This window comes from Hymenobacter profundi (assembly GCF_019334315.1).
Classification (GTDB): domain Bacteria; phylum Bacteroidota; class Bacteroidia; order Cytophagales; family Hymenobacteraceae; genus Hymenobacter; species Hymenobacter profundi.
The window spans coordinates 17,585-33,469 of sequence record NZ_JAHWGL010000055.1 but is presented as its reverse complement, the minus strand read 5'-3'; the positions used below and the strand labels follow the sequence as shown (position 1 = coordinate 33,469).

The 15,885-nt window shown below is 55.5% G+C and carries 15 protein-coding genes; 8 read left to right on the top strand and 7 right to left on the bottom strand.

The features are described 5' to 3' along the window. The 3 genes from KYK14_RS13400 to KYK14_RS13390 form a co-directional block, all read left to right on the top strand. On the top strand, positions 1–384 hold a 384-nt coding region (locus KYK14_RS13400; RefSeq protein WP_219159470.1), incomplete at its 5' end, for an ABC transporter permease. Between the two features lie 124 nt (positions 385–508). Then, positions 509–1,378, top strand: coding sequence for a ChaN family lipoprotein (locus KYK14_RS13395; protein WP_219159468.1), 870 nt, complete (start codon positions 509–511; stop codon positions 1,376–1,378). A gap of 72 nt (positions 1,379–1,450) precedes the next feature. Continuing rightward, positions 1,451–2,803 (top strand): DUF2254 domain-containing protein, encoded by a 1,353-nt coding sequence (locus KYK14_RS13390; protein WP_185282742.1) that lies wholly within the window; start codon positions 1,451–1,453, stop codon positions 2,801–2,803. Positions 2,804–2,870: 67 nt separating this feature from the next. On the opposite strand, the gene KYK14_RS13385 is transcribed toward KYK14_RS13390, so the two are convergent. Next, entirely contained in the window at positions 2,871–3,224 is a 354-nt protein-coding gene (locus KYK14_RS13385) for a HesB/IscA family protein (protein ID WP_185282743.1), read from the bottom strand. A gap of 204 nt (positions 3,225–3,428) precedes the next feature. On the opposite strand from KYK14_RS13385, the gene KYK14_RS13380 reads away from it, so the two are divergent. Then, entirely contained in the window at positions 3,429–3,965 is a 537-nt protein-coding gene (locus KYK14_RS13380; RefSeq protein WP_219159467.1) for a DUF7935 family protein, read from the top strand. Positions 3,966–4,094: 129 nt separating this feature from the next. On the opposite strand, the gene KYK14_RS13375 is transcribed toward KYK14_RS13380, so the two are convergent. The 5 genes from KYK14_RS13375 to KYK14_RS13355 all read right to left on the bottom strand — a co-directional run bounded on the left by KYK14_RS13375 (position 4,095) and on the right by KYK14_RS13355 (position 11,303). After that, entirely contained in the window at positions 4,095–4,904 is an 810-nt protein-coding gene (locus tag KYK14_RS13375; protein ID WP_219159466.1) for a helical backbone metal receptor, read from the bottom strand. A 69-nt stretch (positions 4,905–4,973) separates the two neighbouring features. After that, the gene (locus KYK14_RS13370; RefSeq protein WP_219159465.1) at positions 4,974–6,044 is read right to left on the bottom strand and encodes a M42 family metallopeptidase; all 1,071 of its coding nucleotides are present in this window, start codon (positions 6,042–6,044) and stop codon (positions 4,974–4,976) included. 116 nt (positions 6,045–6,160) lie between these two features. After that, a complete protein-coding gene (locus tag KYK14_RS13365; protein ID WP_219159474.1) occupies positions 6,161–7,726 on the bottom strand; it encodes an acyl-CoA carboxylase subunit beta in 1,566 nt (521 codons plus the stop codon). Positions 7,727–7,906: 180 nt separating this feature from the next. Further along, on the bottom strand, positions 7,907–10,513 hold the full coding sequence (locus KYK14_RS13360) for an ATP-dependent Clp protease ATP-binding subunit (RefSeq protein WP_208308753.1): 2,607 nt from the start codon (positions 10,511–10,513) through the stop codon (positions 7,907–7,909). A 124-nt stretch (positions 10,514–10,637) separates the two neighbouring features. After that, positions 10,638–11,303 carry a WbqC family protein gene (locus KYK14_RS13355; protein ID WP_246601838.1) on the bottom strand — a complete coding sequence of 222 codons (666 nt, stop codon included), beginning with the start codon at positions 11,301–11,303 and terminating at the stop codon, positions 10,638–10,640. A 72-nt stretch (positions 11,304–11,375) separates the two neighbouring features. Between KYK14_RS13355 and KYK14_RS13350 the strand changes: the two genes are divergently transcribed. Continuing rightward, on the top strand, positions 11,376–12,236 hold the full coding sequence (locus KYK14_RS13350) for a hypothetical protein (protein ID WP_219159476.1): 861 nt from the start codon (positions 11,376–11,378) through the stop codon (positions 12,234–12,236). Between the two features lie 3 nt (positions 12,237–12,239). Continuing rightward, positions 12,240–13,145 (top strand): lysophospholipid acyltransferase family protein, encoded by a 906-nt coding sequence (locus tag KYK14_RS13345; protein ID WP_246601837.1) that lies wholly within the window; start codon positions 12,240–12,242, stop codon positions 13,143–13,145. Between the two features lie 134 nt (positions 13,146–13,279). On the opposite strand, the gene KYK14_RS13340 is transcribed toward KYK14_RS13345, so the two are convergent. Next, complete coding sequence (locus tag KYK14_RS13340; protein WP_185282750.1) at positions 13,280–13,909, bottom strand: L-threonylcarbamoyladenylate synthase; 630 nt, start codon at positions 13,907–13,909, stop codon at positions 13,280–13,282. 300 nt (positions 13,910–14,209) lie between these two features. Here KYK14_RS13340 and mltG point away from each other — a divergent pair, with 300 nt between their 5' ends. Continuing rightward, the gene (gene mltG, locus KYK14_RS13335; RefSeq protein WP_219159461.1) at positions 14,210–15,301 is read left to right on the top strand and encodes an endolytic transglycosylase MltG; all 1,092 of its coding nucleotides are present in this window, start codon (positions 14,210–14,212) and stop codon (positions 15,299–15,301) included. 63 nt (positions 15,302–15,364) lie between these two features. After that, the gene (locus tag KYK14_RS13330) at positions 15,365–15,859 is read left to right on the top strand and encodes an acyl-CoA thioesterase (RefSeq protein WP_219159459.1); all 495 of its coding nucleotides are present in this window, start codon (positions 15,365–15,367) and stop codon (positions 15,857–15,859) included. The last annotated feature ends 26 nt before the right edge of the window (positions 15,860–15,885 follow it).

Below are 15,885 nucleotides of genomic sequence, written 5' to 3'. Positions count from 1 at the left end.
GGTGGCTACTTGCTGTATGGGGCGTTATTCGGTGCTATCGGTGCAGCCGTAGACGACCAGACGGACACCCAGCAATTCATGTTTCCCATCACCATGCCCTTGATCTTGAGCTATATCATTGGCGTATCCGTGATTCTGCGCAACCCCGATGGACCGGTGGCCTTCTGGATGTCGATGATTCCGTTTACCTCGCCCATTGCCATGGTCATTCGCCTACCCTTTGGGGTGCCGGCGTGGCAGCTGGCCTTGTCGCTGGTGCTGCTAGCCATCGGGTTTGTAGGCACCGTGTGGGTAGGGGCGCGCATCTATCGGGTAGGCGTGCTGATGTACGGCAAAAAAGTAACCTACCGCGAATTATCAAAGTGGATGTTTTATAAGGGGTAGCAGAACACTGCGCTTTCTGCGTTTCCCTCCGCGTCCTCTGCGGGCTAAAATCGTAGCAACGACTTAGCCCGCAGAGGACGCAGTGTTTTCGCGGAGGACGCAGTGGAGGACGTATCTTTGAGTTATGCGCGTCTTACTCTTCTTACTATTACTTGTTGCTCCGGCTGTACACGCCCAGGACAAACCCGCCTATCGCCTGTTCACGGCTGCCGGCAAGCCTGCCGACTACGACAAAATGCTGGCCCAGCTGGCCCAGGCCGATGTGGTGCTGTTTGGCGAGCAGCACAACGACCCTATTGCGCACTGGCTGGAATTGCAGGTAGCCCGCGACCTGGCCCAGCGCAAGCAAGGCCAGCTGGTGCTCGGCTTCGAAATGTTTGAGCGCGACGTGCAGCCCTTAGTAGAGCAGTATAACACCGGCGAGCTAACCGACCAGACCTTCGAGGCTGATAGCCGCCCCTGGCCCAATTATGCTACCGACTACAAACCGCTACTGCAATTGGCCCGGCAGCAAAAGCTGCGTGTGGTAGGCACCAACGTGCCACGTCGCTACGCCTCGCAGGTAGCCAAGGGCAGCCTCTCGACCCTCAACGCCCTACCCGATACGGAAAAGGCCTGGCTGGCACCCCTACCCATCACCGTCGATTTTGAGCTGCCGGGCTACAAGAACATGCAGGCTATGTTTGGGAGCGATGCGGCTCACGCTGCTGGTGTGCAGAACATCATTCAGGCGCAGGCACTCAAAGATGCCACCATGGCCCATTTTATTGGTCAAAGCAGGCAGCCAGGCCAAACGCTACTGCACTTCAATGGCAGCTACCACTCCGATAACCACGACGGTATTGTGTGGTACTTGCGCCAAGCCGCGCCGCAGCTAAAGATCCTGACTATCTCCACCGTATCGCAGGAGCAGCTGCAAAAACTGGACAAGGATAACCTGAAAAAAGCGGACTACGTGGTAGTAGTGCCCACCGATATGACAAAGACCTATTGAATAGGTAAGGGTAGAAGACCGTAGCCAAAATATACGCACAACTCAACGGTATAAAATGCAGTTAACTTCTGCATGAATAAGCTAAAGCAGTGGTGGTCTGATATCAATTCGAGCCTGTGGTTTGTGCCTACCTTAATGGTAGTAGTAGCCATGCTACTGGCCTATGGGCTGGTGATGATTGATGATGGCATCAGTCACGATTGGGTGTCGGAGTACCCCTTGCTATTTGGGGCAGGCGCCGATGGAGCCCGCGGGATGCTCTCGGCTATTGCTAGCTCCATGATTACGGTGGCGGGTCTCATTTTCTCCCTCACGCTGTCTACCCTGGCGCAGGTATCGAGCCAGTACACGCCGCGGCTGCTGCGCAACTTCATGCGCGACCGGGCCAATCAGGTGGTGATGGGCTTTTTCGTAGGCATCTTCGTGTATTGCCTGATGGTGCTGCGCACTATTCGTGGGGGCGACGAGGGCAAGTTCATTCCGTCGTTGGCGGTGGCATTTGGGTTGTTTCTGGCCTTGGTGAGCATTGGTATGCTGATTTTCTTTATTCACCACATTGCCTCATCCGTACAAGCAGCCAACATTATTGCCGGGGCTTCGGAAGAAACGTATAAGTCGATGCAGAAGCTGTTTCCTACCGCGCTGGGGGAGGCCGCCGATGCGGAAGAAAAGGCTGATCTGGCTACCACCGACGGATTGCACTGGTATCCTATCTTGGCGCGCACTACCGGCTACGTACAGGGCATCAACAACGAGTCCATTCTGGAGTTTGCCAAGAAGCAGGATGGCGTCATCCGTATGGAGCATACCATCGGTAGCTTTGTGGCCATGGGCGACCCTCTAGTATCGGTGGCCTTATACCAGGGTGATGAGCAGCCGCTAGCCGAAACGGAGGAAACAATCGAACACCTAAACGATCAGTTCAGCATTGGCCACCAGCGCACGCTGGACCAGGATGCCGGTTTCGGCATTCGCCAGATTGTTGATATTGCGTTGAAAGCACTGTCGCCGGGTATCAACGATACCACCACGGCCATCATGTGCATCGACCACCTGGGGGGGCTCATCAGCTACCTAGCCAACCGCCAGTTGGGCTCCCCGCTACGTACGGCTGGCGACCGGGTGCGTGTCATCGCCAACAGCCCGGATTTCGATAAATACGTATCCACCGCCTTCGACCAAATCCGCACCAGCGGCGCCGACAACGTGGCCGTGCACCTGCGCACGCTCACCGCATTTGAAACTATTATACGGCGTACGTCCTCGTTCAAGCGCCGGCAAATAATACGCCGGCAGTGCGAACGAACCCTGCAAACGGCCGAGCAAAACCTCACCGACACGCATGAGCTGCAACGGGTGCGTACGCGGCAGGCCGAAGCCTTGCGGCTGCTGAATACGCCGCTATTAGATAAGCTGCCAGCCTAGCACAGTAACGCAAAAGCCCCTTGCCACTACACGTGACAGGGGGCCGCGAAGAATAGAAAGCAAAAGGCTACGCCGAGAACGACGAGCCGCAGCCGCAGGTGCTCTTAGCCTGAGGGTTGTTGAACACGAAGCCACGAGCGTTCAAGCCATCTTGGAAGTCGACTTCCATGCCCATCACGTACATGGCGTGCTTTTTATCCATGATGAGCAATACGCCATCTAGGTCGAAGGTTTCATCGGCGTCTTTGGCTTTATCAAAGCCCAGCAGGTAGCTCAGGCCCGAGCAGCCGCCGCCCTGTACGCCCACACGCAGGCCGTATTCGGTGGGCACGCTTTTGTCGCGGAGAATGGTACGAACCTCTTCCAGAGCGCGAGGAGTGAGGCTGATGGGAGCAAGCTTGGTCGAAACAGCAGTAGCCATAAGACAGAGGTAAATAATGTAGAAGGCAAAGATACAAACCGCCGCGCAGAGTACTATTTGCGCGCAGTTCATCAAGTTATAGTATAACACGTTACTATCCCCTACGGTTCACCGTATATCTTTGCGGCCCACTACGGCCACACCGCTCTTTCATCCTTCCTTTCTCTTTTTACGCAGAGGCGCTTTCCGGCGCTTTTCCCTTGTATGGACACTACCGCTTACATTTTTGATTTGCTGAAGATCATTCTGCCTGCCTTGCTGGTGGCGGGTTCTATTTTTTATCTTGTTCAGCAGTATTTCGAAAAAGAACAACAACGCCGCCTGATTGAGCTACGCATGCAAAGCAGCAAAGAGGTACTACCCGTGCGCTTGCAAGCCTACGAGCGGATCGTGTTGTTCCTGGAGCGCATCACGCCCAGCAACCTGCTAGTGCGCTTGAGCAGCGCCGGCCAATCGGCTCCCGACTACCACCGCCTATTGCTCCAGGAAGTTCGGGCCGAGTACGAGCACAATCTTTCCCAACAGCTTTACATGAGCTCCGAAGCCTGGCAACAAGTGAAGCAAGCCAAGGAAAACGTGCTCACCATGATTAACAAGGCCTATCATTCCCTACCCCAACCTCAGCAATTGCGCGGCACAGAGCTGGCCAAGCGCGTCCTCGAAACCGTCATTGCCGACGAGGTAGACCCTACTACCCAGGCCCTGAACGTAGTAAAGCAAGAGGCGATAGGGTTGTTTTAGAAGTTCTAGGACGTCATGTTGAGCTTATCGAAGCATCTCGTGTGCTGACCTAGATAGTATGTGTCGTCAGCACGCGAGATGCTTCGACAAGCTCAGCATGACGTTCTTTCTTATGCATATTTTTTCATATTAGGCGCTTGCAGCTAGTTGCCGAAAATATGCAGCCGAGTGCCGCAACCGGCTGCCGTACCAACTAAACAGCTCCCCATCAACGAGCCGCACAATAGCCGTTGGGCATAGTTCCCGAAACTCTTTTAGGTGTTTCTCCCGGAAAGGGTAGGGCTCGGAGGAAAGCAAAATCTGCTGAGGCTGCGCGGCGGCTAGTTGCGCTGTCGTAATCTCAGGGTAGCGCTGCTGATCGGCAAATACATTCTCGAAGCCGGCACGGTGCAGCATGTCGTTGATAAACGTATCGGCAGCGGCCACCATATAAGGCTTGCGCCAAATAAAATAAGCAGTAGGTAGCGGTGGCTGCGCGGCAGATAACGTGGCAAAGGAATTCTCAATTTCGATGGCCAGCACGTTGGCACGGGCAGCAGTGCCCGTAAGCAGGCCTACTTGCCGAATCATCACAAGCGCGTCGGGCAATGTGGTAATGTCACTGATCCATACAGGGTAGGATGCTGCTAATTGCTCCATACCTTCCTGGTAGTTCTCTTCTTTGTTACCCAGAATTAAATCGGGTTGTAGGGCCGCAATCTTCTCAAAATCGAAGTTCTTAGTGCCCCCGATAACCACAGCCGACTGTCGCGCGTCGGCCGGATGGATGCAAAACTTCGTGACGCCCACCACTCGCTCACTCAGTCCCAAATCAAACAACAATTCCGTCTGCGAAGGTACCAGTGACACAATGCGTTGCGGCGGAAAAGGCACCACCACGCGCCGACCTAGCTGATCGGTGACTGTGAGGGGTAGGGAGGATATAGGAGGAAGCTGCATAAGCAAGACGGGCTGCTGCTCTACGTTTGTGTAGAACAGCAGCCCATTAAAAAATAAGAAAACGTGGGTTTATTTGAAGTACCGGAAATCGTGGCCGTCCTCAATGCGCAGCACGGTTTCGTAGATCAGCTTAATCACGTTTTCTACGTCGTCTTTGTGCACGGTTTCTACTGTGGTGTGCATGTACTTGAGGGGTAGGGAAATAAGGGCCGCGGCCACGCCCATGCCGGCGTAAGCAAAGGCATCGGTATCAGTGCCAGTGGCGCGGGTAGCGGCCGCCCGCTGGAACGGTATTTCGGACTTTTGCGCTGTCTCAATGATCAGGTCACGCAGGTTGTTTTGCACGGCGGGGCCATAGGTAACCACCGGCCCACGGCCGCAGAACAGGTCGCCGGACGTCTTTTTTTCGTACATCGGCGACTGGGTGTCGTGGGTCACATCGGTGATGATGGCCACGTCGGGTTGCAAGCGGTGGGCAATCATCTCAGCCCCACGCAGCCCAATTTCCTCCTGCACCGAATTCACCACGTACAGGCCGAAGGGTAGGGTTTTGCCTTCTTCCTTCAGGCGACGCGCTACCTCAGCAATCATGAAACCGCCCACGCGGTTGTCGAGCGCCCGGCCCACGTAATACTTGTCGTTCATCACCATGAACTCGTCTTCAAAGGTGACGACAGAGCCTACATGAATGCCCATCGCTTCCACTTCCTCCTTGCTCGACGCACCGCAATCGAGGTACACGGTTTCCATGGTAGGAGCCTTGTCTTGGTCCACCTTGCGCACGTGGATGGCCGGCCAGCCGAACACTGCTTTCACAATGCCCTTGGCCGTGTGGATGTTCACGCGTTTGCTGGGCGCCACCAGTGGGTCGGATCCGCCGTTTTTGCGCAGGTACAAGAAGCCCGATTCGGTGATGAAGTTGACGAAGTAGCTTATTTCGTCGGCGTGAGCTTCAATGACTACTTTGTACTTGGCTTCGGGGTTGATAATGCCCACCACCGTGCCGTAGGTGTCGATTAGGTAGTCATCCACGTAAGGTCGTACGTAGTCAAGCCATAATTTCTGTCCTTCCTTTTCGAAACCGGTAGGGGAGGCATTGTTGAGGTATTTCTGAAGAAAATCGAAAGATTCGGGACGCATATAAGAAGAATATTTTTCGCACAGAGAGTAACGTTCGCGAGAAGCACCTACGAAGTCTGCGTGTAAAAAGCTCTATGCAATTCGTTTTTACATCGCCTGCGACTTCGTACAAAAACTTACAGTGGGATATTACCGTGTTTTTTCCGGGGTAATTGATCGACTTTGTTTTCCAACATCTTAAACGCTCGTATCAGTTTCTGACGGGTTTGCGAGGGTAAGATAACCTCATCTACGAAGCCACGGTGAGCGGCGCGGTAGGGCGTGGCAAATTTTTGTTGGTAGTCGTCTACCTTTTCCTGGAGCTTGGCTTCGGGGTCTTCGGCCTCCGCGATTTCACGCTTAAAAATAATTTCGGCGGCTCCCTTGGCGCCCATCACCGCAATTTCGGCAGTAGGCCAAGCATAGTTTAAATCGGCACCAATGTGCTTGCTGTTCATCACATCGTAGGCACCGCCATAGGCTTTGCGCGTAATGACCGTCACGCGGGGCACAGTGGCTTCGCAGAAAGCATACAGCAACTTAGCGCCGTTGGTGATGATGCCGCGCCACTCTTGGTCGGTGCCGGGTAGGAAACCGGGTACGTCTTCCAGCACCAGCAGCGGAATATTAAACGCGTCGCAGAACCGCACAAACCGCGCGGCTTTGGTACTGGCGTTGATGTCGAGCACGCCCGCCAGTACGGCCGGTTGGTTGCCCACAATGCCGATGCTGCGGCCGGCCAGTCGGGCAAAGCCTACCACAATGTTCTCAGCAAAATTCTGATGCACTTCCAGAAAAGAATCCGCATCAATGATGCCCTCTATTACCTCCCGAATATCATACGGCTGGTTGGGGTTGTCGGGAATGAGCGTGTCCAACGCGGGGCGCTGCTCGTCGGCCGGCGTGTAGGGTAGGGCGGGAGCGGTTTCCTCGCAGTTCTGGGGCATGTAGCTCAGCAGTTGCTTGAGCTGCTGGATGCAGGCTACCTCGTTGGGCGCCGTGAAGTGCGTGACGCCGCTCTTGGTGGAGTGCGTGCTGGCGCCGCCCAGCTCCTCGCTGGTCACGGTCTCATGGGTCACGGTTTTCACCACATTGGGGCCGGTCACGAACATATAGCTTGTGTCCTCCACCATCAGAATAAAGTCCGTAATGGCCGGCGAGTACACCGCACCTCCCGCGCACGGTCCCATCACGGCCGAAAGCTGGGGCACTACCCCCGAGGCTAGGGTATTCTTATAGAAGATGTCAGCATAGCCGCCCAGACTCACTACCCCTTCCTGAATACGCGCCCCGCCCGAGTCGTTCAGCCCGATAACAGGTGCACCGTTCTTCATGGCCAGGTCCATAATCTTCACGATTTTCTCGGCGTGGGTCTCACTGAGAGAACCACCGAATACCGTAAAATCCTGGGAGAAAACGTACACGAGTCGGCCGTTTACGGTGCCGTAGCCGGTTACTACACCGTCGCCGAGGTAGTACTCCTTATCTAGCCCAAAATCCTTGGAGCGGTGCATCACAAACTTCCCAATTTCCTCAAACGAGCCTTCATCGAGCAATAAGTCCAGCCGTTCGCGGGCTGTGAGCTTTCCTTTTTTGTGCTGGGCATCGATGCGGGCCTGACCACCGCCGAGTAGGGCTTCGGCATTCTTGGCTTCGAGTATTTCTAACTTGGTGTGGTGGGCATTGGCGTGTGGGTCAGTCATGCGGGTGGGGTAGGGGGTGAACTTCAAAGGTAAGGCAGGAAACAAAAAAAGCCGCACCAGAATTTGGGGCGGCTTTACGCTTGTGGTAAATCTTGTGTAATTGATTGATAAACACAGAGAAAATAAAAAGACAGGCCGCTTCCTCACGGAAACGGCCTGTCTTTTTGTACACTATATGACTTACTTGTCTTTCTTCTTATCCGAAGCGTCGTCCGGGGCCGGAGTTTCTTCCGGACGCTCGTCGCTTGGCAAGTCAGGAGCTTCGCCGCTCTTGCTGACGGAGAAGGTCAGTTCTTCAGCACCTTCCGTATAGTCAGCCGTGATAACGTCACCGTGGGCGATTTGCGCCTTCAGGATTTCCTCCGCAATCGGGTCTTCGATGTACTTCTGGATGGCCCGGTTCAGCGGACGAGCACCGTACTTCGGATCATAGCCTTTGTCGGCTACAAAGTCCTTGGCGGCCTCAGTCAACTCTACACGGTAGCCCAACGACTGGATACGCGACAGCAGCTTCGAGAGCGAAATGTCGATGATCTGGTGGATGTCTTTCTTCTCTAGCGAGTTGAAGACAATCACGTCGTCCAAACGGTTGAGGAACTCTGGTGAGAACGTTTTACGCAAGGCGTTGGTGATAGTGCCTTTCGTAATCTCGTCTAGGTTCTCCGTGCGGGCTTTCGTGCCGAAACCAATGCCTACCCCGAAGTCAGCCAAATCACGTGCCCCGATGTTCGAGGTCATAATGATGATGGTGTTCCGGAAGTCTACCTTGCGGCCCAAGCCGTCAGTCAGGATACCGTCGTCTAGTACCTGCAATAGCAGGTTGTATACGTCGGGGTGCGCCTTCTCAATCTCGTCGAGTAGGACAACCGAGTACGGCTTGCGGCGGATTTTCTCCGTTAGCTGACCGCCCTCTTCGTAACCTACGTAGCCGGGAGGCGCGCCTACCAGGCGCGATACGCTGAATTTCTCCATGTATTCCGACATGTCGATGCGCACCAGCGACTCTTCTTTGTCGAAGAGGTAGTTCGCTAGCACCTTCGCCAGTTCGGTCTTACCTACCCCGGTTGGGCCGAGGAACACGAACGAGCCAATTGGCTTCTTCGGATCTTTCAAGCCTACACGGGTACGCTGGATGGCTTTCACAAGCTGAGCAATGGCCTTGTCCTGACCAATTACTTTGCCCTTCAGCTCCTCACCCATGTTGAGCAGCTTAGCACTTTCGTTCTGAGCCACGCGGGATACGGGGATGCCAGTCATCATAGCAATAACCTCGGCCACGTTCTCCTCCTTCACGGTGTAGCGCTTTTTCTTGGTCTCCTCTTCCCAGTCCTTTTTGGCCTGCTCAAGTTGATCAATCAGCTTCTTTTCCGTGTCGCGAAGCTTGGCGGCTTCCTCGTATTTCTGCGACTTCACCACGCGGTTTTTCTCACCTTTGATATTCTCAATCTGCTCTTCGAGCTTGAGAATATCCTCGGGCACCACGATGTTGTTGATGTGCACGCGGGCACCGGCTTCGTCCAGAATATCAATGGCCTTGTCAGGTAAGAAACGGTCCGACATGTAGCGGTCCGACAGCTTCACGCACTGCTCAATAGCCTTATCAGTATACACCACGTGGTGGTGGTCCTGATACTTGTCCTTGATGTTGTGCAAGATTTCGATGGTCTCCTCGGGCGTGGTAGGATCTACCATCACCATCTGGAAACGACGGGCCAGGGCACCATCCTTCTCGATGTACTGGCGGTACTCGTCGAGGGTAGTAGCACCGATGCATTGAATCTCGCCACGGGCCAAAGCTGGCTTGAACATGTTGCTGGCATCCAGCGAGCCCGAAGCTCCACCGGCACCTACAATGGTGTGCAGCTCGTCAATGAACAGAATTACGTCGGGCGACTTTTCCAGCTCGTTCATCACGGCCTTCATGCGCTCCTCAAACTGACCGCGGTACTTGGTGCCGGCTACCAGCGAAGCCAAATCCAGCGTCACCACGCGCTTGTTGAACAGCACGCGCGACACTTTTTTCTGGATGATGCGCAGAGCCAAGCCCTCAGCAATGGCAGTTTTACCAACACCAGGCTCACCAATCAGGATTGGGTTGTTCTTCTTGCGGCGCGACAGGATTTGCGCTACGCGCTCAATTTCCTTTTCGCGGCCTACAATTGGGTCGAGCTTGTCTTCCTCAGCGAGCTTGGTCAGGTCGCGGCCAAAATTGTCGAGCACGGGCGTACGCGACTTCTCGTTGCCTTTCTTGGGGGCAGCCCCAGAGCCACCACGGCCCTGGCCACCGCCAAACAGACGGTCGTTGTCGTCGTCATCGGCTTCGGGGCCGTTGGTGGGGTTGTTGCTCGCGGCACCGTGATAGTCCAGCGAGTCACGTACAGATTCGTAGTTCACGTTGAATTTGCTGAGAATCTGGGACGAGATGTTGTCCTCATCGCGCAAAATCGACAGCAGCAAGTGTTCAGTGCCGATGATTTCGCTCTTGAAGATTTTCGCCTCCAGATAGGTGATTTTTAGGACTTTTTCAGTCTGTTTCGTCAGCGGGATAGAGCCAGTAATGCTCGTGCCCTGCGTAGCCGTATTACGGGTAGCTTGTTCCAGGGCATACTTTAGCTCTTCCACCGAGACACCCAATTTCTTGAGCAGCCCAATGGCAGTGCCTTCCCCTTCGCGAATCATGCCCAGCAATAGATGTTCGGTTCCGATATAGTCGTGACCGAGCCGGATGGCTTCTTCCCGGCTCAGGGAAATCACTTCCTTGACTCGGTTTGAGAATTTAGCTTCCATGCAGATAAGTAATAAAGAAAAACGGAACCCCGCAAGCCCACGAGTGAGATCAGGGCACGGATTAGGCCGATTGTACCTGAAAACAGATAAGCTCGGGCGAAGGTTCTACTAGCCGTATTTGACCTTACGTAAGAAAGGCGCCGGCGGCTGGACCTTGCATAAACAACAGGTCCAGGATACTTAGATTGGGTACAAATTGTACGCCAAAGGTCTGGGGGTAGGCAGGGCCCGACGTCCTGTCAGGTTGGTCTGCCACAGCGGCTTTGGGCGTCAGCCAGTCGCGACGGTCAAGCAAGGCGCTGTCCGATGTAACCGGATGAGAAGAAAGGTATTCTTGCGTGAGTTCTACGTGAAGTCGCAAGCGTAAGCAACGCAGGTAAAAACGCAGTAGCTGTGTGTTTAGGTCAAAAAGTAGGGTAGGGCGCTGGTAGTAGATGTCATGCAGATAATCGGCGTAATACTCAAAATACGGTGTGCCGCCATATGCAGTTTGCAGCGTGCGCCAGTGCTGGTGCACCCAGTTCTGCCGATAGTCGATTTCAATGGCAGCAGTGGAAATTTTCTCGCTTCGGTTGCCGTCTACCACCGGCACTGTAAGCGGTTTCACCCCTTGGGCCGTCAGGATAAGGCAGCGGTTGCGGTAGGTCTGTTTGCGGTAGTGGTCGTGGGCCTCCAGCAGCAGCGTGTCCTGCCCTACCAGCTCGGCAAAGAAGGCAATGGGCGGGTTGTACTGCGACTCGAAAATGACCACGGGCGAACTGGCTAACTTGTTGAGTAGGGTAGGGCACAAAGCCGCAGACTTTTGCTGTTCAACAATCCAACCAGCCCCGAACCGGCTACCTTTACCCGCCAAACTGACACGATGCGTATTCTCCTCAGCTTCTTTTTTGTCCTTTTGACGGCCACTGTGCAGGCCGCCACGCCCCAACTGCTGCTCGATGTAGCGCATTTTCGCAACGAAGACCGCACCGTGAAAGGCTCGGTGGTGGAGCTGTACGCCACCGTGCCGGGTACAGGGCTGACCTACCTGCGCCGGGCGCCCAAAACGTTTCAGGCGGCGGCCGTGCTCACGCTGGAAATCCTGAAAGCCGACGGCCAGCCTGCCTACCAGGAAACCGTAACGCTGAAACCACCCGTGCTCAGCGACACTACAGCGGCCATCAAGAGTCCTATCAGCTTCCAGAAGCGCGTAGTCCTGCCCGATGGTCAGTACACGGTGCGCGCCCGTCTGCGCGACCAATACAAAGCCGGCAGCGAGACTACAGTAGACCAGTCGCTTACGCTGCAAACCAAGGACAAAGAAGCCTTTCTAAGTGACATTGTGCTGCTGGTACGACCAGCGGCGAAGTCAGGCGTGCAGGACAATTTTGCACGGGGCGGGCTACGGTTGTCGCGGGCGCCGGGGGGCTACTACGGGCGTGGCACCACGCAAATTTTTTTCTACGCCGAGCTATACCAAGCGCCCGCCGGACAACCGCTAAAGGTGCGCTACCGCATTGCCTCTGATGAAGGTGGCGCTGCCGAAGCCGAGACTACGCTCGAGCAGGCTGCGCAAGGCAAGCCTACCACCATTGCCGGCGAGTTGCCTCTTGGGCCGCTTCCCAGCGGGCAATATATTTTCACTATTGAAATTCGCGACGCGAAAAACCAGCTGCTTACCACGCAGAGCACTGTACTGACTCGCGATATGGAAGACTACGCGCCCGCTGGCGCCACCAACTAACGCATGCCTCCCTCTACCCCTGCCAAACCCTACCCCTGGTACCTCCGTCCCGTCAACTGGCTGCTGATTGGGCTGTCCCGGCTACCGCTGTCGGTGCTGTATTTTCTGTCCGATGGCATTTATCTGCTACTGGCCTACGGAGTGCGCTACCGCTGGCGCGTCATCACGGAGAATATTCGCAACTCGTTTCCCGAGAAAACGGAGGTGGAGGTGGCCGCCACCGGCCGGGCTTTCTATCGGCACTTCGCCCAAGTGATGGTGGAGATTCTGAAGCTACGTACCATTTCAGCGAAGGAGCTAGGTAGGCGGGTGCGCTTCACCAACCCTGAACTGATTGAGCCGTTGTTTGAAGCCGGTCGTACTGTCCTCACGCTGGGCTCACACGCTGGCAATTGGGAGTGGATTTTGTCGGGCGCGGCGGTGCGGTTTCCGGGTAGGGCCGATGGGGTATATAAGCCGCTGAGTAGCCCTTTCTTTGAGAGCTTTATGTATGAGTTGCGCACCCGCACCGGAGCCGTGCTAGTGCCCATGCGCAATACATTGCGCCACCTGCTGAGCACCCGCGGCGAAGGACGTGCACTTAGCCTGCTCACCGATCAGGCAGCTGGCCCCCGGGATAGTCCCTATTGGACCACCTTCCTGCACCAGGATACCAGCTTCTACACTAGCGCCGACCGCCTCGCCCCGCAACTACAAGCGCCGGTGTTCTACGTCAGTATCCAGCGCGCGCGACGCGGCTACTACGACATCACCATTACATTGCTTTACGACGGCTATGCGCCCATTGAAAAGGGTTCCTACCCTATTGCCGAGGACTTCGCCCGCCTGCTGGAGCGTGACATTCAGGCTGCCCCTGCGCAGTACTTATGGTCACATCGCCGCTGGAAGCATAAGCGGAACGTTGAGTAGAAGCGCTGACTGAAAGAGCATCTGTCATCCTGAACGCAGTGAAGGACCTTATGCCAGTGGAACGAGTCGTTGGTACGCGTATCGTTCCACTGGCATAAGGTCCTTCACTGCGTTCAGGATGACACAAGCGTTTTCTACAAATACTGCTCAATATCTCCTGCGCCCTGGCGGATGATGTCGAAGTCCTCATTGGTGCAGTCGACTACGGTGCTGGCGACGTTGTTGCCGAAGCCGCCGTCAATCACGAGGTCTACCAGGGAGCGGTATTTCTCGAAGAGCAGATCGGGGTCGGTGGTGTATTCCAACACCTCGTCGTCGTCGCGGATGGAGGTGGAGACGATGGGGTTGCCCAACTCGCGCACCAGGCTGGTGCAAATCTGATTGTCGGGCACGCGGATACCTACGGTTTTGCGTTTCACGCCCCCGTAGCGCGGAGCCTGCGGGCTAGCTTCAAAGATGAAGGTGAACGGGCCGGGTAGGGCCTTCTTCAGCACCTTATACATGGGCGTGGTAATGCCGTGGGCGTAGTCGGTGATGTGCGACAAATCGGCACAGATAAATGACAGATTGGCTTTATCTGGGTGAATGCCTTTAATGCGACAGAGCTTTTCCACGGCTTTAGCGTTGTGAATATCGCAGCCCAAACCATAGATAGTATCCGTGGGATAAATAATGACCCCGCCCTTGCGCAGCACTTCTACGGCTTGCAGCAGACGGTTTTGGGGTGGATTATCGGGGTGAATGCGAAGCAACGTAGCAGCCATAGGAAAGCAGAAGGATTGAGTGAAAACTGATGCTACCACCAAACGGTGGGGTAGGAGAAAGGTAGCAGGCAGAACAGAAAAACAACGTTGCCTGTCTGCTATTTCGGCCACAGCGGGTCGAAATGTATCCTCTTAATACATGGTAGTCGCTCCGAAAGTTTTGGGGGCTTGCTACCCACAGCCAGAAGTTAGCGCGGCAGAACTCGTACTTTTGGGGTGGATACTCCTGGTGTGCCCGTTTGGGATGCCCCGGCGAAGAGTATCGGCCAGTATCTTCCTTCTCAACCCGTTGCCTGCCGCATGGCTACCCCATCTCAACCTACCCCTAATATTATCGAGCGCCGCGATAAGGCCCTCAAGCGTCGTAAGCGCATTGGCACCGTGGTGGCGCTGGCGGGCGTGCTGTTCGTAAGCTTCTCGTACTATTTCTATCAAGTGTTCTACACCGCCAACGTGGACACCAACGGCCGGCCTACCTACGTGCTCATCCGGCGCGGTGAGCCGTATAAGGCTGTGCTAGACAGCATCTATGCCTCTGGCGCCATCGTAGACAAGCTCTCGTTTGCCTTCGTAGCCAAACTAATGAAGTATCCCGAGCTGGTGAAGCCCGGCCGCTACGAACTGAAAGACGGCTACACCAACCGCCAGCTGGTATCGGACCTGCGCGCCGGGCGACAGTCGCCCCTGAAGCTCACGTTCCAGAACATCCGGCTGCGCAAGGACCTGGCGCTCAAGCTCAGCCACACCATCGACAGTCGGCCCGGGCAATTCGATTCGCTGCTGAGCAGCGCGAGCTACACCAAAAGCTTGGGCTTCGATACCACGACTATCCTCACGATGTTCATTCCGAATACCTACGAGCTGTATTGGAATTCTTCGGCCGACAACCTCATGCAGCGCATGAAAAAGGAGTACGAGAAGTTTTGGACGCCCGCCCGCGACGCCAAGCGCCAAAAGCTAGGCCTCACGCGCGCCCAGGTGAGCACGCTGGCCAGCATTGTGGAGGCTGAGCAGCAGCAGCACGCCGATGAGCGTCCCCGCGTGGCAGGTGTCTACCTCAACCGCCTCCAGCGCGGCATGAAGCTGCAAGCCGACCCTACCGTAGTGTACGCCAACGGCGACTTCGGCATCAAGCGCGTGCTCAACGTGCATTTGCAGAAGGATTCGCCCTACAACACGTACAAATACAACGGCCTACCCCCCGGCCCCATCAACCTGCCCAGCATCGCCAGCATCGACGCCGTACTGAATCCTGAGGACCACAACTACCTCTATTTCTGCGCGAAAGAGGATTTCAGTGGCTACCATGCCTTTGCCACCAACGAGGCAGCACACCTGGTAAACGCCCGCCGTTACCAGGCCGCCCTGACGAGGAGCGGAATTATGAAATAACAGACCGTCATGCTGAGCGAAGCATGACGGTCTGTTTTAATTACTCAGTTACTACTCACTCCCATGTACTCTCACGACACCCTCATTCGCGTGCGCTATGCCGAGACGGACCAGATGGGCTACGTCTACCACGGCAACTACGCGGCCTATTTTGAGGTAGCGCGCACTGAGGCATTCCGGCAGTTAGGCATCAGCTACAAGACTATGGAGGCCGAAGGGGTAGGGATGCCCGTAGGTGAACTGCGCACCCGCTTCCGCCGCCCCGCCCGCTACGACGACCTACTGACCGTGCGGATGCTGCTGCGTCAGCCCGCCGAGGGTACGCGCATTCTGTTTGAGTACGAAATCTACAACGAGGCGAAGGAACTGCTTACCGAAGGCCACACGCTGATGGTATTCGTGAATATGAGCACCGGCCGGCCCGTGCCCATTCCGGCTGCCATTCAGCAAAAACTGCTTCCCTATTTCACCGAGGAGGAAACGGCCGGCCCGCTCACGCCACCCAAAACGCCCGCCTCGGAAGCGCCCGCTCCAGCCGCTTTCCTGAAAAAGGAGTAGAAGAAGGGTAGGAGCCACGGAATTCG